General features: G+C 65.4%; 20 protein-coding genes. 13 read left to right on the top strand and 7 right to left on the bottom strand.

All coding sequences use genetic code 11. From position 1 onward, the window contains the following. Window positions 1-45 precede the first annotated feature (45 nt). Window positions 46-1,209, bottom strand: coding sequence for a CaiB/BaiF CoA transferase family protein (locus AC1DKV_RS29395; RefSeq protein ID WP_477138626.1), 1,164 nt, complete (start codon window positions 1,207-1,209; stop codon window positions 46-48). Window positions 1,210-1,482: 273 nt separating this feature from the next. Between AC1DKV_RS29395 and AC1DKV_RS29390 the strand changes: the two genes are divergently transcribed. After that, window positions 1,483-1,902: a phasin family protein gene (locus tag AC1DKV_RS29390; RefSeq protein WP_441612114.1), complete on the top strand. Its 420-nt coding sequence runs from the start codon at window positions 1,483-1,485 to the stop codon at window positions 1,900-1,902. A 291-nt stretch (window positions 1,903-2,193) separates the two neighbouring features. Here AC1DKV_RS29390 and AC1DKV_RS29385 read toward each other — a convergent pair whose 3' ends face one another. Both AC1DKV_RS29385 and AC1DKV_RS29380 read right to left on the bottom strand, forming a co-directional pair. Further along, on the bottom strand, window positions 2,194-2,628 hold the full coding sequence (locus tag AC1DKV_RS29385) for an ester cyclase (RefSeq protein ID WP_441612115.1): 435 nt from the start codon (window positions 2,626-2,628) through the stop codon (window positions 2,194-2,196). A gap of 130 nt (window positions 2,629-2,758) precedes the next feature. Further along, window positions 2,759-3,538, bottom strand: a complete 780-nt coding sequence (locus tag AC1DKV_RS29380; RefSeq protein WP_441612116.1) for an SDR family NAD(P)-dependent oxidoreductase — start codon at window positions 3,536-3,538, stop codon at window positions 2,759-2,761. A gap of 224 nt (window positions 3,539-3,762) precedes the next feature. On the opposite strand from AC1DKV_RS29380, the gene AC1DKV_RS29375 reads away from it, so the two are divergent. The 7 genes from AC1DKV_RS29375 to AC1DKV_RS29345 all read left to right on the top strand — a co-directional run bounded on the left by AC1DKV_RS29375 (window position 3,763) and on the right by AC1DKV_RS29345 (window position 10,930). Further along, window positions 3,763-4,305 (top strand): VOC family protein, encoded by a 543-nt coding sequence (locus tag AC1DKV_RS29375; protein WP_477138625.1) that lies wholly within the window; start codon window positions 3,763-3,765, stop codon window positions 4,303-4,305. A gap of 307 nt (window positions 4,306-4,612) precedes the next feature. After that, window positions 4,613-5,647, top strand: coding sequence for a LacI family DNA-binding transcriptional regulator (locus tag AC1DKV_RS29370; RefSeq protein WP_441612118.1), 1,035 nt, complete (start codon window positions 4,613-4,615; stop codon window positions 5,645-5,647). A 170-nt stretch (window positions 5,648-5,817) separates the two neighbouring features. Further along, entirely contained in the window at window positions 5,818-6,795 is a 978-nt protein-coding gene (locus AC1DKV_RS29365) for a quinone oxidoreductase family protein (protein WP_477138624.1), read from the top strand. 284 nt (window positions 6,796-7,079) lie between these two features. Next, on the top strand, window positions 7,080-8,048 hold the full coding sequence (locus tag AC1DKV_RS29360; RefSeq protein WP_477138623.1) for a Bug family tripartite tricarboxylate transporter substrate binding protein: 969 nt from the start codon (window positions 7,080-7,082) through the stop codon (window positions 8,046-8,048). Between the two features lie 89 nt (window positions 8,049-8,137). Further along, entirely contained in the window at window positions 8,138-8,644 is a 507-nt protein-coding gene (locus AC1DKV_RS29355; protein ID WP_477138622.1) for a 2,4'-dihydroxyacetophenone dioxygenase family protein, read from the top strand. Window positions 8,645-8,769: 125 nt separating this feature from the next. Further along, window positions 8,770-9,741 (top strand): Bug family tripartite tricarboxylate transporter substrate binding protein, encoded by a 972-nt coding sequence (locus AC1DKV_RS29350; protein ID WP_477138621.1) that lies wholly within the window; start codon window positions 8,770-8,772, stop codon window positions 9,739-9,741. A 163-nt stretch (window positions 9,742-9,904) separates the two neighbouring features. Next, entirely contained in the window at window positions 9,905-10,930 is a 1,026-nt protein-coding gene (locus AC1DKV_RS29345; protein ID WP_477138620.1) for a LacI family DNA-binding transcriptional regulator, read from the top strand. On the opposite strand, the gene AC1DKV_RS29340 is transcribed toward AC1DKV_RS29345, so the two are convergent. Further along, window positions 10,918-11,718 carry an SDR family NAD(P)-dependent oxidoreductase gene (locus AC1DKV_RS29340; RefSeq protein ID WP_477138619.1) on the bottom strand — a complete coding sequence of 267 codons (801 nt, stop codon included), beginning with the start codon at window positions 11,716-11,718 and terminating at the stop codon, window positions 10,918-10,920. The genes AC1DKV_RS29345 and AC1DKV_RS29340 overlap by 13 nt on opposite strands. 24 nt (window positions 11,719-11,742) lie before the next feature. Continuing rightward, the gene (locus tag AC1DKV_RS29335; RefSeq protein ID WP_477138618.1) at window positions 11,743-12,999 is read right to left on the bottom strand and encodes an MFS transporter; all 1,257 of its coding nucleotides are present in this window, start codon (window positions 12,997-12,999) and stop codon (window positions 11,743-11,745) included. Window positions 13,000-13,462: 463 nt separating this feature from the next. On the opposite strand from AC1DKV_RS29335, the gene AC1DKV_RS29330 reads away from it, so the two are divergent. From AC1DKV_RS29330 to AC1DKV_RS29315, 4 genes are all read left to right on the top strand, one after another. Then, window positions 13,463-14,026: a VOC family protein gene (locus AC1DKV_RS29330; RefSeq protein ID WP_477138617.1), complete on the top strand. Its 564-nt coding sequence runs from the start codon at window positions 13,463-13,465 to the stop codon at window positions 14,024-14,026. Between the two features lie 4 nt (window positions 14,027-14,030). After that, entirely contained in the window at window positions 14,031-15,632 is a 1,602-nt protein-coding gene (locus AC1DKV_RS29325) for an AMP-binding protein (RefSeq protein ID WP_441612127.1), read from the top strand. 98 nt (window positions 15,633-15,730) lie between these two features. Then, window positions 15,731-16,861, top strand: a complete 1,131-nt coding sequence (locus AC1DKV_RS29320) for a quinone oxidoreductase family protein (protein ID WP_477138616.1) — start codon at window positions 15,731-15,733, stop codon at window positions 16,859-16,861. Further along, window positions 16,743-17,981, top strand: coding sequence for a thiolase family protein (locus tag AC1DKV_RS29315; RefSeq protein ID WP_441612129.1), 1,239 nt, complete (start codon window positions 16,743-16,745; stop codon window positions 17,979-17,981). The genes AC1DKV_RS29320 and AC1DKV_RS29315 overlap by 119 nt, the downstream gene beginning before the upstream one ends. Window positions 17,982-18,153: 172 nt before the next feature. Here the strand turns inward: AC1DKV_RS29315 and phaP are convergent, their stop codons facing one another. Then, the gene (gene phaP, locus AC1DKV_RS29310; protein WP_441612130.1) at window positions 18,154-18,714 is read right to left on the bottom strand and encodes a TIGR01841 family phasin; all 561 of its coding nucleotides are present in this window, start codon (window positions 18,712-18,714) and stop codon (window positions 18,154-18,156) included. A 320-nt stretch (window positions 18,715-19,034) separates the two neighbouring features. Between phaP and AC1DKV_RS29305 the strand changes: the two genes are divergently transcribed. Next, entirely contained in the window at window positions 19,035-20,243 is a 1,209-nt protein-coding gene (locus AC1DKV_RS29305; protein WP_477138615.1) for a GNAT family N-acetyltransferase, read from the top strand. A gap of 37 nt (window positions 20,244-20,280) precedes the next feature. Here AC1DKV_RS29305 and AC1DKV_RS29300 read toward each other — a convergent pair whose 3' ends face one another. Beyond that, a complete protein-coding gene (locus tag AC1DKV_RS29300; protein WP_441612133.1) occupies window positions 20,281-21,936 on the bottom strand; it encodes an AMP-binding protein in 1,656 nt (551 codons plus the stop codon). Window positions 21,937-22,238 lie beyond the last annotated feature (302 nt).

Here is a 22,238-nt window from a genome sequence, read left to right as displayed (position 1 = left end):
TGGCGCCGGTGTCCGGCGTTGCCCGCTGCCGCGCGGTGTCGCGCATCATGCGTGGGCCGGCATGTCGTGCTCGCCGAGCAGGGGAGGTGCCGCGCGCGCAGGTGCGCCGTCACTGGCCAGCATGGGATTGCGGATCATCGGCACGGGCCCGAGCGTGGGGTGCTCGGCGGTCTGCACCAGCCGGCGGTGCACTACCTGCGGATGGGCGAAGACCTCCTCCATCGAGTTGATCGGTCCCCACGGCACGCCGGCGGCGTCGAACGCATCGGTCCAGGCCTGGCGTTCGCGCGTCGGGAAGACATCGGTGAGGACCTGGCGCAGCGCGGGCAGGTTGGCGATGCGCGCGGAGTTGGTGGCGTAGCGATCGTCCGTCGCCAGCGCGCCGAGCCCGGCCACTTCGCAGAAGCGGGCGAACTKGGCATCGTTGCCGATGGCCAGGATGAGATAGCCGTCGGCGCAGCGGAACACTTCGTACGGTGCGCAGTTGGGGTGGGAATTGCCGCTGCGCCGCGGTGCGCGACCCGACACCAGGTAGTTCGAAGCCTGGTTGGCATTGAGCGCCACGGCGACATCCAGTAGCGCGATGTCCAGGTATTCGCCCGCGCCGGTGGCGTGCCGGCGAAACAGCGCCGCCAGCACGGCCGAGGTGGCGTACATGCCGGTGGTCAGGTCCACYACCGCCACGCCGGTGCGCAGCGGGCCGGCGCCGGGCTGGCCGTCGGGGTGGCCGGTATAGCTCATCAGGCCGCCCATGCCCTGGAAGACGTAGTCGTAGCCGGGCTTGTCGGCCATCGGGCCACTCTGGCCGAAACCGGTGATCGACAGGTACACCAGGCGCGGATTGAGTGCCCTGAGCGTTTCGTAGTCCAGCCCGTAGCGGCGCAGCGTGCCGACCTTGTAGTTCTCCACCAGCACGTCCGCTTCCAGCGCGAGCTGGCGGATCTGCGCGGCGCCCTCGGGCGTGGTGTAGTCGATGGCAACGGAGCGCTTGCCGCGGTTGCAGCAGATGAAGTAAGCGGAGAGGCTGTCGTCGCCGGCGGGATCCTGCAGGTAGGGCGGCCCCCAGCCGCGCGTGTCGTCGCCGTGGCCGGGGCGTTCCACCTTGGTGACTTCTGCGCCGAGGTCGGCGAGGTTCTGCGTGCACCAGGGGCCGGCCAGTATCCGKGACAAATCCAGCACCTTGATGCCGGCCAAAGCCTGATGAAGCATGGGTTCTCCGCAAGACTGATGGTGATGATGCGGGCKAGTGTAGCGACGGCCCCGCGGGCGGGCCAGTTCATAGTTTTGAAAGAAGCGTTCGCGGAATTCGAAGGAAGGCGCGCCTGCAACCGGGCACAGCCGGGCGCCCCGGACGCATTCATTTCCTAGCCTTGTGCGGCACGCGCTACACTTGAGCTGCCGCGCCCGCGATCTGGGTGCGGCAAGCCTGCGCCTGGCGCGGCTCATTTCCCGACCTCACCCCCCCTTGCGAGGAGATGCACCATGGCTACGACCTCAAATCCGTTTACCGATTTCAGCAAGTTGCTAGAGCAGTTCAAGCTTCCCGGCGTCGACATGACCTCGGTGATCGAAGCCCGGCGCAAGGATATCGATGCGCTGACGGAAGCGAACAAGGTTGCCTACCAGGGCATGCAGGCGCTGGTGCAGAAACAGACGGAGATCCTGAGCAAGACCATGCAGGAGATCCAGACGGCCGCGCAGCATATGTCCACGGGCGGCAATCCGGCGGAAGCCATGGCCAAGCAGGGCGAGTTCGTGCAGCAGGGACTGCAGAAGGCCTTCAACAATATGCGCGAGCTGGCCGAGATGGCGCAGAAGTCGCAGGCCGAAGCGCTGGCGGTGATCACCAAGCGCGCCGAGCAGAATATCGAAGAAGCCAAGAACCTGATGAAGGGCAAGTAAGCACGGGCGGATGCCGGCGGGCGCGAACCAGGTTCCCGCCCGGCGCCTGCCGCCGTGTCCCGCGCACGGCCTTCCCGGCGCGGATCGCGCCGGCCCCGGCGGGCCGGTCCGCGTGCTCAAGGAAAGGCAAGCCACATGCTCGCGATTACTGGTGCCGACCCCCGATGGKGCTGGGCGCTGGCATCCTGATCACGCCGCGATTGCCGGGCTACACCGTGGCGGTCTGCCTGAGCGTGACCGGTCTGCCGGGTTTGTCCGGCGGCCGCGGGCCAGGGCAGTCGAAGCAATTCCTCAGACCAGGCCAAGAGCGCGCAGCTTTGCGTCCGCCGCCGAGTAGGGCCGTTCGCAGATGATCTTGTCCGAGTTCGCGGCAAACTCGAACGTCGCCGCCATTCGCACGCGGAACTTCCGGCCGGTTGGCTCGAAGACCTTGCCGTTCGCCTTCAGCGGGCCGAGGTGCGTGCCAGATAGCCAGAATTCAACGAGAACAGTGTCATCGTCCGCGGCGATGGCGATGATCTCATTGGCAAGGTCGGGGAAGGGGATGCGCGAGGAATCGAAGTAACCCCGGACCTGCTCCTCGCCGTCAAACACGACCCCCGTAGCGTGCATTTCATACCGGGGGTGCTGGAATGTGTTGATCACGGCGTCCCACTCGTGGGTGCATTCCAGTGCCATGTGGTCGCGCACGGTCTGAATGCGCGCGGCGCTCAAAGTATCGGTCATCCTTGTTCTCCGTCGGATATGTCTAGGGTAATGATGGGCGGCTCGAGTCGGGCCGCCGCGAGAATTGGTGCTGAACTGCCCGGGCGTTGCCTGTCGGCCGATCGCGCGACGGCATGGCCCTGTCCGGCTTTTAGCGAAGCAGACGCCACCCGCCATCCACGGTGAACTCCCCGCCGGTGATATAGCCTGCTTCGTCCGATGCCAGGAATGCGATCAGATTGGCGACATCCTCGGCCCGTCCCTGGTCGCCGAGCGGAATCTGGCGTCCGTTCGGCCTGGGGTCTGCGCCGCCCGCGGCCTGGCGTTGCTGGTATTGGGTGAAGATGCTCTCAAGCATCGGCGTGGACGTCTTCCCGGGATGCACTGAGTTGCAGCGGATCTTGTTGCCGTTTTCCGCGCCGGCCAGGGCAACCGTCTTGGTCAGCTGTGTGACCGCCCCTTTGCTGGCGCCGTACGCGACACTTTGCGTTGTCGGGTAGTAGGCACCCACTGAAGCCAGGTTGATGATMGAGCCTGCACCGGTCTGCCGCATCGCGGCCATCGCCTCGCGGCATCCCAGGAAGGTCCCGTCGAGGTTGACCGAAAGCACGCGGCGCCAGTCGTCGAGCGTGGTCTTGGCCAAGGTGCCATTGACGACGTCGCCAACGATGCCTGCCGCGTTGACCAGCACATCAAGCCTGCCATGCCGGTGCAGAATGGCTTGGACGGTGTGCGCCCAGCTCGATTCGCTGGTCACGTCGAGCGGCACGAACTCGCCGCCAATTTCCGCGGCGACCTTTGCACCGTTGCTGCTGGCCAGGTCGGCAATCACCACTGTTGCCGCGCGCTGGGCCAGCAAGCGCGCCGTGGCGGCTCCGATGCCGGACGCGCCACCAGTGATCAGGGCTACTTTCTCCGCGAACTGCGCCATTTTCCTGTCTCCTGTTTGTTGTTCTGCAGTCTCTTTCCAGTTTGCGAGCCTCGTTTTCGTCAAACTGAAGAAACGTTTCCACAGATGGATTGCATTGTTGTTCCGGGTTTAAATCGCAACAATCATGGTAAACACTAGCCTTGTTGGCGGGCCTGTTGATGATATATTGTAAAAACGTTTCTGCAAGGGCAKGGCAGACTTTTCAAGATCACTAGGAGACACCGATGAGTTATCTGTTTGGCGCGGTTCGGCAGCTTGGTTACGTCGTGAACGACATTGAGAAAGCAATGGCGCACTGGACGGAGAAGCTCGGTGTCGGGCCCTGGTTCTACAAGGAAGACGTTGGTACGACCGAGTTTCGCTACTACGGCAAGAATTCGACGCCGCCMAAGCTCTCCATCGCCCTGGCAAACTCGGGGGATCTGCAGATCGAACTGATCCAGCAGCGAGATGACGCGCCCTCGCTCTACCTGGACTCATTGAAGCGAAGCGGCGAGGGCGCGCAGCACATCGCGTACTKGACGGAAGACCGCTTCGACGAGATCGTCGGCCGGCTTCTGGACGCCGGCTACGTGGAGGGGCATGGCGGCCGCATGGGGTCGCGGGGTCGCTTTGCCTATTTCGTCAACCCCGACCTGCCTAGCGGGATGTTCGAGATCTCGGAAATGGCCGGCGGCAAGGCCGAATATTTTGMCGAGGTGAGGCGTGCCGGCCTCGCCTGGGACGGCAAGGGCGAGGCCATCMGGCTGATCGGCGCCCCGCGATAGTTGCCATCCGGGGCTGGAGCGTTCCGCGAGGGGCGCTCTGACCTCGGGGCGGGACGATCTCTGCCTCCACGAGTGCGCGTCATCCGGTGAGCTAGAATGCTCGGCATTCATATAAGACGTTACTCAGCCTGAACCCGCTGCCTCGCGGCGCACGTTGGGGCAAAAGGAGAGAATCGATGTTGCAGTCCCGTGCACTGCCTGAACATGTGTGGCGCAGCGTGTCGCACCAGACTGTGTCGGGTGTTTGGTCGAGCATGCGCGTGGCCCCGGGCGCTTTGGCCAGCCAGCGCACAACGATGCACGCCAAATGAAGCCGCGCATCACGATCCGGGAGGTGGCAAAGGAAGCGGGCGTCTCCATTGGCACGGCTTCGCGCGCGCTCAATCGTGCAGGGCGGGTGAGCGAAGCCGCCATTGCCGCTGTCACCAAGGCCGCGACCCGCCTGGGGTATGAGCCGGACGCCATTGCCCAGAGCATGCGCACGCGCTCGTCGGGAGCCATCGGCATCCTGGTCTCCGATCTGTCGAACCCGCTTTACGCACGCATCATCATCTCCATCGAGGCGTCCCTGCAGGCCGCGGGCTACGCGCTGCTGATCGCGAGTACGCATAACGATGGCAAGCGCGAGAAGAACCTGATMGACCTCTTTCGCCGGCGACGGGTGGACGGGCTGATCCTTGCCCCTTGCGATGCAGAGAATCCAAGGATGCTGGAGCAGCTTTCGCAGGAAATGCCGGTCATCGCCCTTGACCGGGACCTTTCCGTGGTCGGAACCGGTGTTCATGTCGATCACTATGGCGGTGCCATGCAGGCGACCCGCTATCTGCTGAACCTGGGGCATACGCGCATCGCGTTATTGACGCCTGGGAGTGCGCTTCGACCCGGGCGGGAGCGGATTGCCGGATTCACGGATGCGTACAAGGAGCGCGGGCTCAAGCCCGCGCCCAAGCTCATCCGTTCGGAGAAATCGGCGATGGAATTCGCTTTCAGCGAAGCGCTGTCGCTATTGTCCGGTCCGGATGCCCCCACCGCATTCCTGTGTCTCGGGACGCGGATCCTGTCGGGCGTGCTCCAGGCGCTGCGGCACACCGGCAGGGTTGTGCCGGATGACGTGAGCGTGATCAGTATCGGCGATACCGATCTCTCGCAACTGTTCAGCCCATCGATCACCTCGTTGACCTGGGACCTCGACGTAGTCGGCACGGTCCTCTCCCAGATCATGCTCAAGCGCCTGGAGAAGGATGCGGAGGTCGAGCCGGAGACGATCGCCATCACGACCCAGCTCGTTCTCAGAGAGTCTTGCGGGCCCGTTGCCGCCAGCCGCAAGAAGACCACGGCATAGACATTCCCGACCCCGACGGAACCCGGACAGCGCCGCTTCGAACTGAAGCGGTTTTTTTGTCCTGCATCCACTTGCCCAAACGGTAGAAACGTTTCTACAATGATCATGCCAACGGCGTCGTAGCCTTCGGACACGAGGTCGCGCCAGAACTATTTCGACAGGAGACATGCATGAAAGCTGCGATTCGCAACGAGACCGKACTGGTCATTGCAGATATCGAGATCCCTCGCCCCAAAGCCACCGAAATCCTTGTGAAGGTGCGGGCGAGTTCCCTGAATCGCGCAGACCTGTCGCTCGTCGATGGCAAGTCGCACGGCTCCGTCGGGGGCCCCGGCACGGTCCTGGGTCTTGAGTGGTCTGGTGACGTGGTCGAAGTGGGAGAGGCGGTCACCGCATACAAAGCCGGCGACAAGGTCATGTGCTCCGGCATCGGCGGGTTCGCCGAGTATGCCGTCACGGACTGGCGTCGCGCTTTCCMGTKTCCGGCGGCCGACATGGACTATGAAACCGCCGCCTGTCTCTGTGTCGCGCTGCGAACGACGCACACGGCGATGCGGCAGACCGCGCAACTGGAAGCGGGCCAGTCGGTCATGGTGCTGGGGGCATCGTCCGGCGTCGGCCTGATGAGTCTCCAGGTGGCCAGGCACTTCGGCGCGAGCCTGGTGATCGGCACCTCGACCAAAGCGGACMGGCGTGATCGGCTGGCCGGGTTCGGTGCCGATGTCGCGCTCGACAGCAACGATCCGGGCTGGGTGAAAAAGGTGCTCGAGCTCACGGACGGCCGCGGCGTCGACCTTCTCGTCGACTTCCTGGCGGGGCCGCTGATCAACGACAGCATGCGCGCCGTGGCCATAGGAGGGCGGATCGTCAATATCGGCCGGATGGCGGGAGAGAGCGGAACCTTCGATTTCGATCTTCACTCGATGCGCCGGATCCAGTATCTCGGCATGACGTTCAGGACCCGCTCGGTCGAAGACGTGGGGGCGATCGCAGAGCGCGTGCGCAAGGACTTCTGGCCCGCACTCGCGCGTGGGGAGCTGCGCCTTCCCATCGATGTGCGGCTGCCGCTCGATCGCGTGGCGCAGGCGTGCGAAATGATGCGCGAGAACACACATTTCGGGAAGATCGTCCTCACCCAGGATTCCTGAGCGACCTGGCTGGCAGACGTCCCGAATGCCGGTCCGCCGCCKATAGTCTCCGGACCCAGGCCGGGCGGGGATACCGGATCTCCCTGGCCGCCTGCACCGGAGTGCCTTTGCGCACCCGGCATCAAATTCCCCGCGGGTTTACCACCATTTGATCGTAAAGGCTGTCACCGCAAAATATGTGGAAACGTTTTACMTTGTTCCATCGACATGATAAGTGCCACGATCAGAAGTCTGATCAGAAATCTGAAAAGAGTGGTGCACCGCCCCACAAGTTGGAGACAGAAATGAAGAAGCTCAGCGCCCTCACCTTGCTCACTGCGATCACCCTGTCCGTTGCGGCTCAAGCACAGGGCGAAGTGGCGTATCCCAGCAAGCCGATCCGCCTGATTGTTCCCACGGCGCCAGGCGGCGGTGGCGATGTGTTTGCCCGCATCCTGGCGGACCAGGTCGGCCGTCGCCTGAAGCAGCCACTGGTGGTCGAGAACAATGCCGGMGCCGGCGGCACGATCGCCATCGGGCAACTGGCGCGCGCCACCCCGGATGGCTACACGATCGGCCTTGGCACGATGACCACGACCACGCTCGCGCCCGCCGTGTACCAGGCCTTGCCATACGACCCGGTCAAGGACCTGACCACGATCGCTCGCGTTGGCACATCGCCAATCATCCTGGTCGCCACCAAGGACTTTCCCGCCAACAACCTGAGGGAATTCGTGGCGGTAGCGAAAAAGAGCCCGACACCCATCCAGTTCGGCACGTGGGGGCCCGGCTCCACCGGGCACTTCTGTGCCGAGGTCCTTGCCCAGAAGACTGGCATCAAGCTCGACCATATTCCGTTCAAGGGGACCTCCCCGGTGGTTACCGCAATGCTCGGCGGCATCGTGAAGGTGGGCTGGCTGGACATTGGCAGCGGCACTTCCGYGGTCAGGTCCGGGAAKATCAAGGCGCTGGCCATGTGCACCCGCCGCAGCGCGAATTTCCCCAACGTCGYGACGTACAAGGAGCAGGGCGTCGATTTCGACCAATGGACCGGCTGGGCCATGTTTGCTCCGGCGGGCCTGCCCAGGGCGATCGCAGACAAGCTTGCCGCAGYGGTTCAGCAAGCGCTGAAGGATCCGGCCGTGACCAGCAAGATGGCCGATCTCGGCATTACGCCGGACTTCGTGCCAGGCAGCGAGCAAGCCGCGATCAACGCCCGCGATATCGAGGTCTGGAAGCGGATCGCGCGCGAAGCAAATATCACGCTGGAGTAGGCAGGCGCCGGATGCGGTGGCCGGGCCGCCGGGTGGCTGGCCACCGCCATGTGCTGCACCAGCAGGCGATCATTCCATAGGAGGTTGAGATGGCACTACSGAAGGTTGTTACGCATCAGGACCGTTTGCTGACGGTMAATATCCATGAGTCGCAAGAGTTCCCGGGATCCGAACCGGGCTCCACKATCATCCCCTTGTTTCTCGACCGCGAKAACGGCGTCTGGGTGCTGTATGGCAAGTTCGAGCCGGGCACGACGCTGCCGCCGCACTTCCACACCGGCACCGTGCATTTCTTTACGACCAAGGGGCAGTGGAACTATGTAGAGTACCCGGCCGACCCGCAAACCGCGGGTAGCTACCTTTACGAGCCCGGTGGCTCGGCGCATACGTTTTCAGTGCCGGCCGATGCCAAGGAGCCGGCCGAGGGCTTCATGGTGGTGTACGGCGCCAACGTCATCTTCTCCGACGGGGAATACCAGAGTGTCCGGGATGCCGGAGCCATCGAAGAAGGCATTCTTGCCGCGGCCCGGCAGGCAGGCCTCCCCGTGCCCCGCTATATCCGGCCCAAGGGCGGCGCGGAGTTTTCGCGGGACTGACTCTCGATAGTTCGAAATGCGCTTCCCCATGCGTGCCCTGGGACAGGGCATGCGCGGTCGGCGCACGCTGCGCAAGGCGTGGTCGATCGATCCTCACCGATAAGAAAACAACGGAGACAAGTGTCATGAAGAAGTCCCTCTGCTTGGGTCTCTTGGCCTTATGCGCGGCGTTCGCTGGCACTGCCATGGCCGAAACCCCCGATGAATACCCGGCGCGTCCCGTCAAGCTGATCGTGCCGTCGGCGGCGGGCGGCGGCGCGGATGCGTTCGGTCGGCTGCTCGGCGAGCAGCTCGGCAAGCGACTCAGGCAGTCGTTCGTGGTGGAGAACATCGCAGGGGCCGCAGGCACGATCGCGATCGCGCAGCTCGCTCATGCCAAGCCGGATGGCTACACGATTGCGCTGGGGACGATGACCACTACCACGCTAGCGCCCGCGGTCTATCATCAGCTGCCCTACGATCCCGTMAAGAGCCTCACCACGCTGGCGCGGGTTGGCACGTCGCCGATCATTCTCGTGGCGACAAATGATCTGCCTGCAAACAACCTCAAGGAGTTCATCGAGCTGGCCAGGAAGAGTCCCAGGCCCATTCAGTTCGGTACCTGGGGTGCGGGCTCGACCGGCCATTTCTGCGCGGAGGTGCTTGCGCAAAAGACCGGCATCAAGCTCGATCACATTCCGTTCAAKGGCGGCGCCGCCGTCATGACGGCGATGATGGGCGATGTCGTGAAGGTGGGCTGGCTCGATATCGGCTCGGGAACCGCGGCAGTGAAGACCGGCAAGATCAAGGCGCTTGCCATGTGCACCCGGCGTACGTCGAACTTCCCGAACGTGGCGACGTACAAGGAGCAGGGGGTTGATTTCGACCAGTGGACCGGCTGGGCCATGTACGCCCCCGCAGGCGTCCCGAAGCCGTTCGTCGAAAAGCTCTCGGCTGCGCTCAGGGATGCGCTGCAGGACCCCGCCGTCAAGGCCAGGATGCTTGACTGGGGCATTACCCCGGACTACCTGGCCGGCGAAGAGCAGGCAGCCGTCAATGCCCGCGAGATCGAAGTCTGGAAGCGGGTTGCCAGGGAAGCGAATATCACGCTCGATTGATCGACATCGGCAGGCGCAAGTCAGGCCGGAAATCAGGCCGGAAATCAGGGCGAAAATCAGGTCGAAGACGCCGGATCGACCACAAGCGGGCCGCAGCTCTCCGGGGGTGCGGCCCTATGCTTTGCGGCGCGTTCCAGTCAGTGCGCTGGGGTATACTTTCGGCATGAAGCGACCTGTCAAAATCCGCGATGTGGCCAAGCTAGCCGGGGTATCGGCGAGCAGCGTGTCGCGCGCCCTGAATCGTGACCGCTACGCCAGCGAAGAACTCCGCGCCCGGGTTGCGGACGCCGTGGCAACGCTGGGGTACGAGCCGAATTCGCTGGCCCAGAGCCTGCGCAACCAGTCCAGTCGTACCATCGCATGCATGGTTTCCGACGTGACCAATCCAATGTACGCGGAGATCGTCGGCGCGGCGGAGCTTCGGTTCCAGGAAGCCGGATACCTGATGATCGTGGCGAATTCGCGCAATGGCACGAAGGAACTCGAACTCCTGAACATGTTCAGGCGCCGGCGCATGGATGGCCTGCTGCTGACCGTGGATGACGATACGCGTGAGGATGTGCTCGATGMCATGCGGGGTGCGGAAGCGCCCCTTGTGCTGCTGGATCGCGACAGTCCCCTGTCTTGCGATCGCGTCACGGTGGATCATCGGCAAGGCGCGCGTTCAGCGATCGCGTTTCTTCTCAGCCTCGGGCACCGGCATATCCTGCTGGAGACGCCGCCGGCGAGTGTCCGGCCGGGCCGCGAGCGCATCGCGGGCGCGCAAGAGGCAGTTCAGGCGGCCGGCCTGCCGTTGTCGGTACTCACGGTCATCGAGCATGCCGACCCTTCGCAGACGCGCGTATTCAGCGACGTTCTGCACGAGTTGTCGAAGCCAGCGCGGCCGACCGCCATCGTTTCGCTCGGCACGGAGATGCTCGCGGGTGCCCTGGCGGCAGTGGAAGCGAGTCGCCTCAGGATTCCGGAGGATATCTCGGTCATCAGTATCGGCGACACCGTCCTGGCACAGTTTGCCGCGCCCGGCATCACCGCGCTGCGCTGGGACTTGAAGCAGTTCGGCCGCACGGCGGCGGAACTGCTGCTGGATCGCATCGAGGGCCGCGGCGGCGACAGCAGGACGGTGATGTTMCCGACCGAACTCCTGCTGCGACGCTCGTGCATGCCGCCGCCGGAAGCTCAGCGCATATAGGCGCCCCCGTTCACATCGAGCGTGCTGCCGGTCATGTACGACGACAGGTCCGAGGCAAGGAACAGGCACGCGCCCGCGATCTCGCCGGCGCTCCCGGCGCGGCCGAGCGGCCAGCTCCCCGCCGCGGCATGCAGGACATCCTCCGGCGTATTGGTGCGAGAGAAGTCGGTGACGATCAGCCCAGGCGTGATCGCATTCGCGCGGATGCCGTCGGGACCCAGTTCCCGGGCGAGTGCACGGATGTAGCCGAGCACGCCGGCCTTCGCCGCGMAGTAGTGCGCGCCGCCAAATACCCCGCCGCCTTGCTGCGCCGACATTGACGACACGGCGATGATCGAGCTGGCCTTCTGGCTCCGCATGGCCGGGATCGCCGCCTGGGAGAGCTGCATGGTGCCTCTGAGCACAACGTCGGTGACCCGCAGGTAGTCCTGCAGCGTGATGTCGGCCGCGCAGACCTTCTGCGTGAGGCCGGCGTTGTTGATCAGGACATCGATGTGCCCGCCCGAAGCACCCCATTCCCGCACCTCGCTGATAGCGGCGAGGCAGGATTCCATGCTCGTAACGTCGCAACGAACCCCCAGGGCCACCGGCTCGCCCCGGGCGACATCGCGCGCGGCCTCCCTGACCTCGTCCTCGTCGAGGTCGAGCAGCGCCACCCGCGCGCCGTGTTCGATGAAGAGCCTGGCAGTTGCCCGTCCGATTCCCTTGGCGCGGCCCGCGCCGGAGATCACGGCGGTCTTCMCGGCAAGCAGTTTCCCGGTCATGGTTCTGGTTTCAATGCGGTTCATGCTGGTCTCTGGCTGTTCAAATACTTAGCGGTGGCCGGCGGGGACGCCCATGGAGGCGGCGATCCGTTTCGACGGCCACAGGATGATCTGCATCACGACGCACGCCAGGAGCAGGGTGCAGGACAAGATGACGAGGCTCCATCCGAATCCGCCCGTGGCCTGGCGGATGGTCGCCACCAGCAGCGGTCCGACCAGGCCGGAGCAGTTCGAGCAGGTGGTGATCAGCGCGATGGAAGCCGCGAGCCCCTCGCGCKGCAGCACTTCCCCGACGCTCGCCCATACCAGCGTGAGTGCGCTTGCCAGGCCGGCACCTGCAAACACCAGGCCCACCATGGCGATGAACAGGTGCTGTTGCATCAGCGCCGCCGTCGTCAGGCCCGCCGCGCCCACCAGCGCCGCAACCGCGAAATGTCCGCGGCGCTCGCGCGTTTTGTCGGAGTGGGAGGCCATCCAGAACGAGGCTGTCGCGCCGGCGATGGCGGGCAGCGACGACAGCAGGCCGATTTCCATCAATGACAAGCCCATGCTTTTCAGCAGCGTCGGCTGCCAGAAGGCAAGGGCATAGATGCCCAGGACGGTCAGGAAGCAGACCAGGCCGAAGCCCCAGGCCCTCGGCTGCCGCAGTGCGGTGCCAAGGTGGCCGGCGGCCCGGCCTTCGTTGCCGGAGCGCGCCAATGCCTGCACGCGCGACTTCTCCTCCGGCGCAAGCCAGTGCGCGCGGCCGGGATGGTCGTCAAAGCGCAGCAGGGTGACCGTGGCGAGGGCGAACGCCGGGAGGCTTTCCAGCGCGAACAGCCACTGCCACCCTTCGAGCCCGCCTTTGCCGTGCAGCCAGGTCATGACGCCGCCGGCAATCGGCCCGGAAAGGATCGGCGCAAAGCCGGCGCCCATCAGGAAGATGGCGTTGGCGCGGCCCCTGCGTTCCGGCGGATACCAGAGCGTCAGGTAGTAGAGCGCGCCCGGCACGAGCCCGGCCTCGAACATGCCGAGGAAGAATCGCGCCACGTAGAACTGGGTGGGTGTGGTGACGAACGCCGTCGCCGCGGACGCCACCCCCCACAGGACCATGATCCGGACCAGCGTGCGCTTTGCCCCGATACGCGTCAGCAGCAAGTTGCTGGGAATCTCGAACAGCACGTAGCCGAGAAAGAGCACGGTCGCGCCCAGCCCGAAGACGGTGTCCGCGAACCTGAGCGTTTCCTGCATCTGCAGTTGCGCGTACCCGATGTTCGTGCGGTCCAGGTAGTTGATGAAGTACGCCAGGAACAGCAGCGGCAGCAATCGCCAGGATATGCGCCGGAAGAGCGCGTCGTCTGCGGATGGCGTCGAAGCGCTTGCCGCTTCGCTGGGGCCGGCGCCCGATGTTGAGTGCATGAATTGTCTCCTCGTTTTGGTACCAGCCCGCACTGTCGGGGGCTTGTCCGAGGCAAGTGTAGTTCTACTGGAATCGATTGCACATAGGGATAACCATGGGCGCGCATCGGACGAACCGATCTGCGGTCGCCGGATGCGTGCTCATGTCTCGATGGCGGCCAAAACCCACAAAAATGCGGCGTATTTCGCAATCGCTGCACTATCCGTTCGCCAGCGAGAGGAATGCCGGTCTCTCATCCTAGGGTTATCCCTATTGGGAATCGATTCCAGAAACGAACTAAACTCGCCTCACTTCGAGCGGCAACGGCGGGCGGTCAGGGCCGGCCGGTGCGTGCCGGGGGCGAATCAACGAGGATCGAGGAGACAAGGAATGAGTCAGAAATTCGGCGGCGTCCGCCAGGTCGGGTACGTCGTGCGCGACATCAAGGCCGCGATGGCGCATTGGGTCAACCTGGGGATCGGGCCCTGGTTCTACATGGACGACGTCGGCACCAGGGAGTTTCGCTACTTCGGCGAGAACTCCCGCTTGCCGAAACTCTCGATCGCGCTGGCGAACTCGGGCGACCTGCAGATCGAACTGATCCAGCAAAGGGACGATGCGCCGTCGCTGTATAACGATTCCCTGAAGCGCAACGGGGAAATCGCGCAGCACGTCGCCTACTGGACGGAGGACCGCTACGACGAGATCGTCGCAACCTTGCTCGGACTTGGCTATGTGGAGGGGCATGGCGGTCGCATGGGTGGCGCCGGCCGCTTTGCGTACTTCGTGCACCCGGACTTTCCGAGCKGGATGTTCGAGATCTCGGAGATGGCGGGCGGGAAGGCGCAGTACTTCGAGGCGATCAGGCAGGCCGGGCTGGCGTGGGACGGATCCGATCCGGTGCGCATCGTCGAGGTTCCGCCGGCAGCGGCGCAGACCGGTGCGGGGGACTGATCCCGTGGATGCGCTCTCACTCAAGAACGAGCAACGGACGCTGGGCGCGTGCCTCGCCATGCAGGCGGCACTGCGCCCCGACAAGGTATTCCTTGTCTTCGAAGACCGGACCTATACCTACGGCGAGTTCGATGCCTGGGTGACCCGCCTGGCGCGCGGACTGACCGGGCTCGGCCTGCGCAAGGGGGACAAGCTCGCGATCATGCTGCCCAACTGCGCCGAGTTCATGGGCTTGTGGTTCGCGTGCGCGCGTCTCGGGCTGCTGGAGGTGACCGTCAACACGGCCTACCGTGGCCCGCTGCTGCGGCACGTGATCGAGCACTCGGATGCGCGCATGGCCGTGGTCTCGAAAGCGTTTGTCGAACGCTTCCAGGATGCGCACGTCGGCTTCGGCAAGCTCGAGGCCATGATCGTGCCGCGGGCGGACGGCGAAGCGCTCCCGGACTTGCCGATCCCGGGCGTCCGCTTCGAAACGCTGGAATCGTCCGGCGTGCCCCTGCCCGATGTGCACGTCTCGAACCGGGACCCGCTGGCAATCATGTACTCGTCGGGGACGACAGGGCCATCGAAGGGCATCCAGCTCTGCCACAACTACTTCTGGTGGCATGGCAGCAAGACCGCCGACGGGCGGCACATCGGCGACGATGACCGCCTCTACACCTGCCTGCCGCTGTTCCACGCCAATGCCCAGCTGGTGACGGTCACGCCGGCGCTGATGGCCGGCGCCACGCTGATCGTGGACGATCGCTTCAGCGCGTCGAATTTCTGGGAGCGTCTCAAGGGCTTCGGCGCAACGCAGATCAACTACATCGGCGGCATGATCCCGATCCTGATGAAGCAGCCCGACAGCCCCGCCGATCGCGACCACGCCGTCAGGTTTGCCTCGGGCGGCGGTGCGCCCAGGGACCTGTGGGAAGCATTCGAGCAGCGCTTCGGCCTGAAGCTCTACGAGGGGTATGGCCAGACCGAGAACTGTGTCGCGCTCGCAAGCCCCATCGACGCGCCGCGCGTGGGTTCGGTGGGATTGCCGATCTGCGGCTATGACGTCGATCTTGTCGACGGCAACGACGAGCCGGTTGGCGTGGATGCGATCGGCGAGCTCGTGTTCCGGCCCCAGGAGCCGTACATCATGATGGACGGCTACTACAAGAATCCCGAGGCGACGCTGGCGCAGAGCCAGAACCTGTGGTTCCACACCGGCGACCTGATGAAGCGGGACAGCGACGGCTACTTCTACTTCGTCGACCGCAAGAAGGATGCGATCCGCCGTCGCGGCGAGAACATCTCCGCATTCGAGGTCGAGATGGTCGTCAACGCGCACCCGGCGGTTCTCGAGTCCGCTGCCATTGCCGTGCCATCCGAGGTTGGCGAGGACGAGGTCATGGTTTGCGTGGTGCGCAAGGAGGGCTCGGCGCTATCCGCGCTCGAGCTGATCCAGCACTGCGAGAAGCTCATGCCGTATTTCTCGGTGCCTCGTTTTGTCGACTTCCGCAGCGACTTTCCCAAGACGCCGACGCATCGCGTTGAAAAGTATCGCTTGCGCGAAGAAGGKATCACGCCTTCGACCTGGGACCGGGAAAAGGCGGGCTATACGCTGCGCCGCTAGCCGGCGCGGGCCGGCCCGGATCGTGTGGATTGCCGGCATGGCCATGCGCGGCATAGCCCGGGCCAAGGCAATCGGAACTTCATGTCACAAGGAAAACCATGCGTGCATTTTTATCTGACGGCGACAGTGTCGTCCCGGCCGACGTGCCTCGCCCTTCGCCGGCCGACGGGCAAGTGCTCGTCAAGGTCCGCGCCAGCGCGTTGAATCGTATCGACCTGACGATGGCCAAGGGCAAACGGCATGGCGCGGCGGGTGGCCAGGGCGTGCCTCTGGGTGTCGAATGGGCCGGCGAAGTCGTCGCTGTCGGCAGCCAGGTCAAGGCCTGGCAAATCGGTGACCGGGTGATGGGCGCCGGCATCGGCGCATTCGCGGAGTACACGCTGGCCCATCCGGCCATGATGTACGCCATCCCGCAGGGCATGCCCTTCGAAGAGGCCGCGGCATTGCCCGTAGCCATGCAGACCATGCACGACGCCATCTCGACGCACGGCGCCATGCAGGCCGGCCAGTCGGTCCTGATCCAGGGGGCGAGTTCAGGGATGGGGCTGATGGGGATGCAGATTGCCAGGCTGCTTGGCGCGGGCCTGGTGCTGGGCTCCTCGACCTCCGCGGCGCGCCGGCAAAGGCTGCGCGACTACGGTGCGAACCTGCCGGTCGACACCGGCAGGAGCGACTGGGTCCAGGAGGTGACCAAGGCCACCGCAGGGATGGGCGTCGACCTGCTGGTCGATCTGATCGGTGGGCCGTTCGTGAATGGCGGGATGTCCGCAACCCGCGTGGGCGGCCGCATGGTGAATGTCGGGCGGGTCGCCGGCGAGAGCGGCGACTTCGACTTCGACCTGCATTCGATGCGCAGGATCACCTACATCGGCGTGAGCTTCCGCACCCGGACCCCGGCCGAGGTGGCCGCCGTCGTGGCGCGCGCCAGGCACGACCTGGAGCCGGCATTGAAGCTGGGCAAGATCAGCATGCCGGTGGACAAKGTGTATCCGCTCGCCGACCTCGCCGGCGCGCCGGCGCGCTGGAGCACATKGCGCAGAACGGGCATTTCGGAAAGATTGTCGTCACCGCCGGCTAGCGCGGTGACCGGGACGAGAAACAGGAGACAACATGGAAAACGTATATGTCATTGGCGTCGGGATGACGCCATTCGGCCGCTTGCTGGATCTGAGCATCAAGCAGATGGCAAGCGCAGCCGTCGACGCGGCGCTCAAGGATGCCGGCGTTGAAAAGGAAAGACTGCAGGCGGCATTCTTTGCGAATTGCGTGCAGGGCCATATGGAAGGGCAGCATATGATCCGCGGCCCCGTGGCACTGCGCCATATGGGTATCGGTGGCATCCCGGTCACCAGCGTCGAGAATGCCTGTGCCAGCGGCAGTACCGCGCTGAACCTGGCGTACAACTTCGTCAGGTCGGGGGAGGGGGATATCGCGCTCGCCGTCGGCGCCGAGAAGATGTATTCGCAGGACCGGGAGCGCATGTTCTCTGCGTTCGACAGCGGCTGGGACATCGCAGAGGTCGAGGCCGCCAGGGAGCGGCTGCTCAAGCTCGGCCGGGGCGTCGAAGTCCCGCCGGGCAGCACCTCTGCAAAGCCGTACAGTGTGTTCATGGACATCTATGCGGCTTCGGCACGCGAGCACATGAAGCGCTACGGCACCACCCAGCGCCAGATCGCAGCCGTCGCGTCCAAGAACCACAAGCACTCGCAGTACAACCCGCTCTCCCAGTACCGGAACCCGTACTCCGTCGAGGAGATCCTGGCGGCGCCCCCGATCGTCTATCCGCTGACCGCGCCGATGTGCTCGCCCGTGTCGGACGGTGCGGCCGCGGCGATCGTCTGCAGCGAGAGCGTCTTGCGAAGGCTCGGCCTGAGCCGCTCCCGGGCGGTGCGCATCGCCGCGTCGGTCGTACGCACCGGGGCCGATCGGGATGTGAACGATGTCGAGAACGCCTGCACCGCGATCGCGGCCAGGCTAGCTTACGAAAAGGCCGGCATCGCTCCGTCGGACGTATCGGTGGCCGAAGTTCACGACGCCACCGCGATGGGCGAGATTGTCCAGACCGAGAACCTTGGCCTCTGCGCGTTCGGCGAGGGCGGGGCGCTGGCGGAGCGCGGCGACACGGCGCTCGGCGGACGGATCCCTGTGAATCCCTCCGGCGGACTGGAGTCCAAAGGGCACCCCATTGGCGCGACAGGCCTGGCACAGATACACGAACTGGTGCTCCAGCTTCGTGGCGAGGCGCAGGGGCGGCAGGTTGAACATGCCGCGGTGGGCATTGCCGAGAATGGTGGCGGACTGATCGGCGTGGAAGAGGCAGTTGCCTGCGTGACGATTCTTTCGCGCTGAGTCCGAAGGGCTCTTCTTCTTTCTCGTCCAGGAGAAGGATGACAACAGGAACGCTGCGCGTTCCTGTTGTTCCCGGCAGGACGATCAGGCGGGTCGCGGCGTCGTCGCGCGACGCCTGCCACCTGAGCGTCTGCTGCCGCGCGGCACGAGAGCTGTGCCGCGCGATGCGCCGTCAGGCTACCTTGACGGCGCGGCGGGCGCCTTGCTGCACGGCGCCGGAGGCTACMGCGGTCGAGGCCTCGAAGTTCGACTTGACCGTCTCGGCGGCTTGCTTGGTTGCCTTCTGCACCGATTCATAGGTGTTGTTGGCGGCCGCGACCGTCGACTGCAGGAGCGCGGTGAGGGCTTCCGAGCCGGCCGGCGCGTTCTTCACGAAGGTGTCGACGAAAGCCTGCACGCGGCGGGTGTGTTGTTCGTACTGCGCTTCCACGGCCTTGGCGAGTTCGGTCTGCGTGTCGGAGGCGATCTCGTACACGTGTTGCACGTACGACAGCGCCTTGTCGGCCGCCGGTTGCGCCAGCGTGCCTCGCGTGGTGAAGACGTCGCGCAGGTCGCGGCCCGACAGGGCGGCCTGGATATTATCCTGGCTTTCGGCGATCGACGATTTGACTGCCTGCAGGTTCAGCTCGGCCAGTTTCTGGAAACCGTCGAAGGCCGTATTCGTCAGCGCGAACAGGTTGGCGAAATGGGCTTTCTGGGCTTCTGCGAACTGGTCGGACGAAAAAACGAACATGCGTGCTCTCCTGTGAATCGCCCGGCCGCTTGGCCGACTCAGGGCCGGCATGCACTGGATGTGGATGCCGTGCGGATCGGGTCGAGGGTCTGGTTCGGAAGGGATGGGCGTCACCGGTTTGCGCAGTGCACCATCCAAGGGCAGATTCTAGAGGGGGCTATTTGGATAGCCCCTAGGGACATACCCGGACATCTGGCGCTTATCGCTGTTGCTGTGCAGCATGGTCGACATCAAGCGCACCCCCGTGACGTGGGGAGCGGTTTCAACCGGCGGGCTTATGTTGGCTACCGCACGTCGCGCTGGYGGAATCGGCGGCTACCATGCCGCTGTTCTTCCCGACGCACGGACCTGCCATGCGCCACTGCGCCGTCCAGCACGAAGTGATCAGCGATACCCAGGCCTTTCACGCGCTCGCGCCGGAATGGGATGCGCTGTGGCAGAGGGCCAATGGCGCGCATTTCCAGTCGTTTGCCTATTGCGCAAGCAGCCTAGGGGTGGCCGCCACCATGGCGGGCCGCAAGCTGCAGTGCCTGGCCGGACGCTCGCAGGGCCGGCTCGTGGTGCTATGGCCGCTGGTCGTCTACCGCAGGGCGGGCTGGCGTTTCATGCAGCCGCTGGGGCCCGGCTACAACCCGCCTCACGACATCCTGGTCGAACCCGGCGCCGATGCCGCGGCGATCGTGTCTGCCGCCTGGCACGCCATGCTCGCCAGTGCCAGGCCGGACCTCGTCTACCTGCCGCGCGTGCGCAGCAGCTCGCTGCTGCACCGCTGCGCAAGCGAAAGCGGCCGGGTTGCCTATCGCCTGGACGAGATCACCCCCGTGGCGCGGATGCGCGAGCAGGCCGGGTGGACCGCATTCTGCCGTTCGCGCACCGGCCGCTCGCGCAATCCGCCGGACTACCTGCTGCGGCGATTCGAGGGGCAGGGCAAGGCCGAGGTCCTGATCGTCGATMACAACGACAGCCGGGCCGCCTTCTTCGTCGACTGGTTGCTGCTGCACAAGCGGCGCTGGGCCGAGCGCGGCGAGATAGAAAGCGCGTGGCTGTTCTCCGACGACAGCCACGCGTTCCTGATGCGCCTGATGGCGGTCGGCGACATGCATGCCAGCCGGCATGCCCAGCCCTTCCGCTTCTTTGTGCTGACGCTCSACGGCGTGCCGGTAGCGCTCAACCTGCTCGCCATCCAGAACCATTGCGTCGACCTCGTCATCAACACCTACGACGCCGCGTACGCGAAGTTGTCGCCGGGCACGGTGCTGATCGACTGGTGCGTGAAATGGGCCTTCGACCATCGCTTCGATTTCGACTTCGGCTCCGGACGGCAGCACTACAAGCAGTTCTGGAGCAATGGTGTCGCTTACGCCACGGCCAGCCTCCATGTCGCGCATACGCAATGGGGGCTGGCGGGCTACAGGCTGCTGCAGGGCGCGCGCTGGGCGCGCGGGCGCATCGCCCGGCTGCGCGGGCATGCAGAGGATGAGGACGGCCGCGACGGCAGCGCGTCCGCTCGCGCCACCCGGTCCGCGTGAGCCCTCTTGCAGATGGACGGCGCGGGCCGGTGCGCTGCTAGGCGTGCGTTCCGGCTTCGCGCAGCTTGGCCACTTCCTGGTTGCGCAGGATGAAGCGCTGGACCTTGCCGCTCGGCGTCTTGGGCAGTTCGGCTACGAACTCGATCTCGCGCGGATAGGCGTGGGCCGCCAGGCGGTTGCGCACATGCAGGCGCAGTTGCTCGGCCAGTTCGGGTCCCGCGCGGTATTGCGGGTCCAGCACGACGAAGGCCTTGATCAGCTCCGTGCGTTCCGGATCGGGTTTGCCGATCACCGCGGTCTCGATCACGGCCGGGTGCTCGATCAGCGCGCTCTCCACGTCGAAGGGGCCGACGCGGTAGCCCGAGGTGGTGATGACATCGTCGTTGCGGCCGATGAAGCTGATGCTGTTGTCCTCGTTCAGCTCCGCCGTGTCGCCGGTCAGGTAGTACTTGCCGACGAAGGCGCTGGTGTGCGTTTCGTGATAGCCGCCGAACCAGCACATCGGCGACTGCGCCAGGTCCAGCGCCAGCGTGCCTGGCTGGCCCGCCGGCAGTTCGCGCGCTTCGTCGTCGAGCACGACCACGCGATGGCCGGGGCTGGCGAAGCCGGCCGCGCCCAGGTGGACCGGATGACGCAAGGCGTGGTGATTGCATAGCACCATGCCAAGCTCGGTCTGGCCGTAGTGGTCGTGGATGGTGACGCCGAGCTGGTCGGCGAACCAGCGGATGACCTCGGGGTTGAGCGGCTCGCCGGCGCTGCTGACCGCGCGCAGCTTGCCGCGCAACGGACCGGACACCGCCTGCCCGGCGGCGATCAGCAGCCGGTATGCGGTGGGCGAGCCGGCGAGGTTGGTGATGCCGTATTTGTTGATGACGCGGCAGGTGCTTTCGATGCTGAACGGGCCGTCGTAGAAGGTGGTCGGATGGCCCAGGGCCAGCGGGCCGGTGACCGCGTAGTACAGGCCGTATGCCCAGCCGGGATCGGCCAGGTTCCAGAACGCGTCATCGGGGCGCAGGTCCACCGCGTCGCGCATATAGCCGGCGAATGCGGCCACGGCCTTGAGCGGCACCAGCAAGGGCTTGGCGGGGCCGGTGGTGCCGGAGGTGAACATCATCAGGAAAGGGTCGCTGCCCTTGCGCATGACCGGCGCGAAGTCCGCCGGCTGGCGGTCCAGCTCGGCCCAGAAGCTGAAGTCCCCGCGCACCAGGCCGCGGCCCTTGGCGCCGGCCACGGTGAGCACCGCGGGGCAGCCCTGCACGTCGTCGAGCTTGCCGCGGTTGGCGCCGTCGGTGACGACCAGGCGCGCTCCCGATGCCTGCAGGCGGTGCTCGATGGCTTTTGGCCCGAAGGCGGTAAACAGCGGCTGGTAGACCGCGCCTGCGCGCCACGTGCCGAGGATGGTGGCCAGCAGCTCCGGCGTGCGCGGCAGCAGCCCCGCGACCCGGTCTCCGGGGCCGATGCCCTGCGCCTTGAGGAACCCGGCGAACTGCGCCGAGAGCTTTTGCAACTGGGCGAAGGTGTAGGTTTCGCTGCTACCGTCGCGGCCTTCCCAGAACAGCGCGATGCGTCCKGGCAGCGCATGGCGGTCGCAACATTCGACGCAGGCGTTGAGGGCGTCCGGCGTGCCGCTCAGGCGCTCCGCCAGCGATGCCTCATAGGAAAAGCCTGCGATGGCCTCGGCGTAATCGCGCATGGTGGTCTCCTTGGTGTCTCTCGTGATTGGCGGGCGTGCGTGCGGACCGCGTCTGGCGAAATTCTGGGCCAGGCCCGCGTGCGCGGCAATGGCCWCGCCGCGCACGCTGACTGAACCCGTTTGCCAGTGCGCGTTTGCCGCGCCGCCGTCGGACGAGACTAGTGGCTGCCGCCGTGACCGTTGCCGTGGCCGTTGCCGTGGCCACCGCCGCCACCGCCGCCACCGCCGCCACCGCCGCCACCGCCGCCACCGCCGCCACCGCCGCCACCGCCGCCACCGTGGCCGCCACCACCTCCGTTGCC

The sequence above is a fragment of the Cupriavidus sp. 05T41 genome, assembly GCF_056396525.1.
This window is presented reverse-complemented; position numbering and strand designations above follow the sequence as displayed.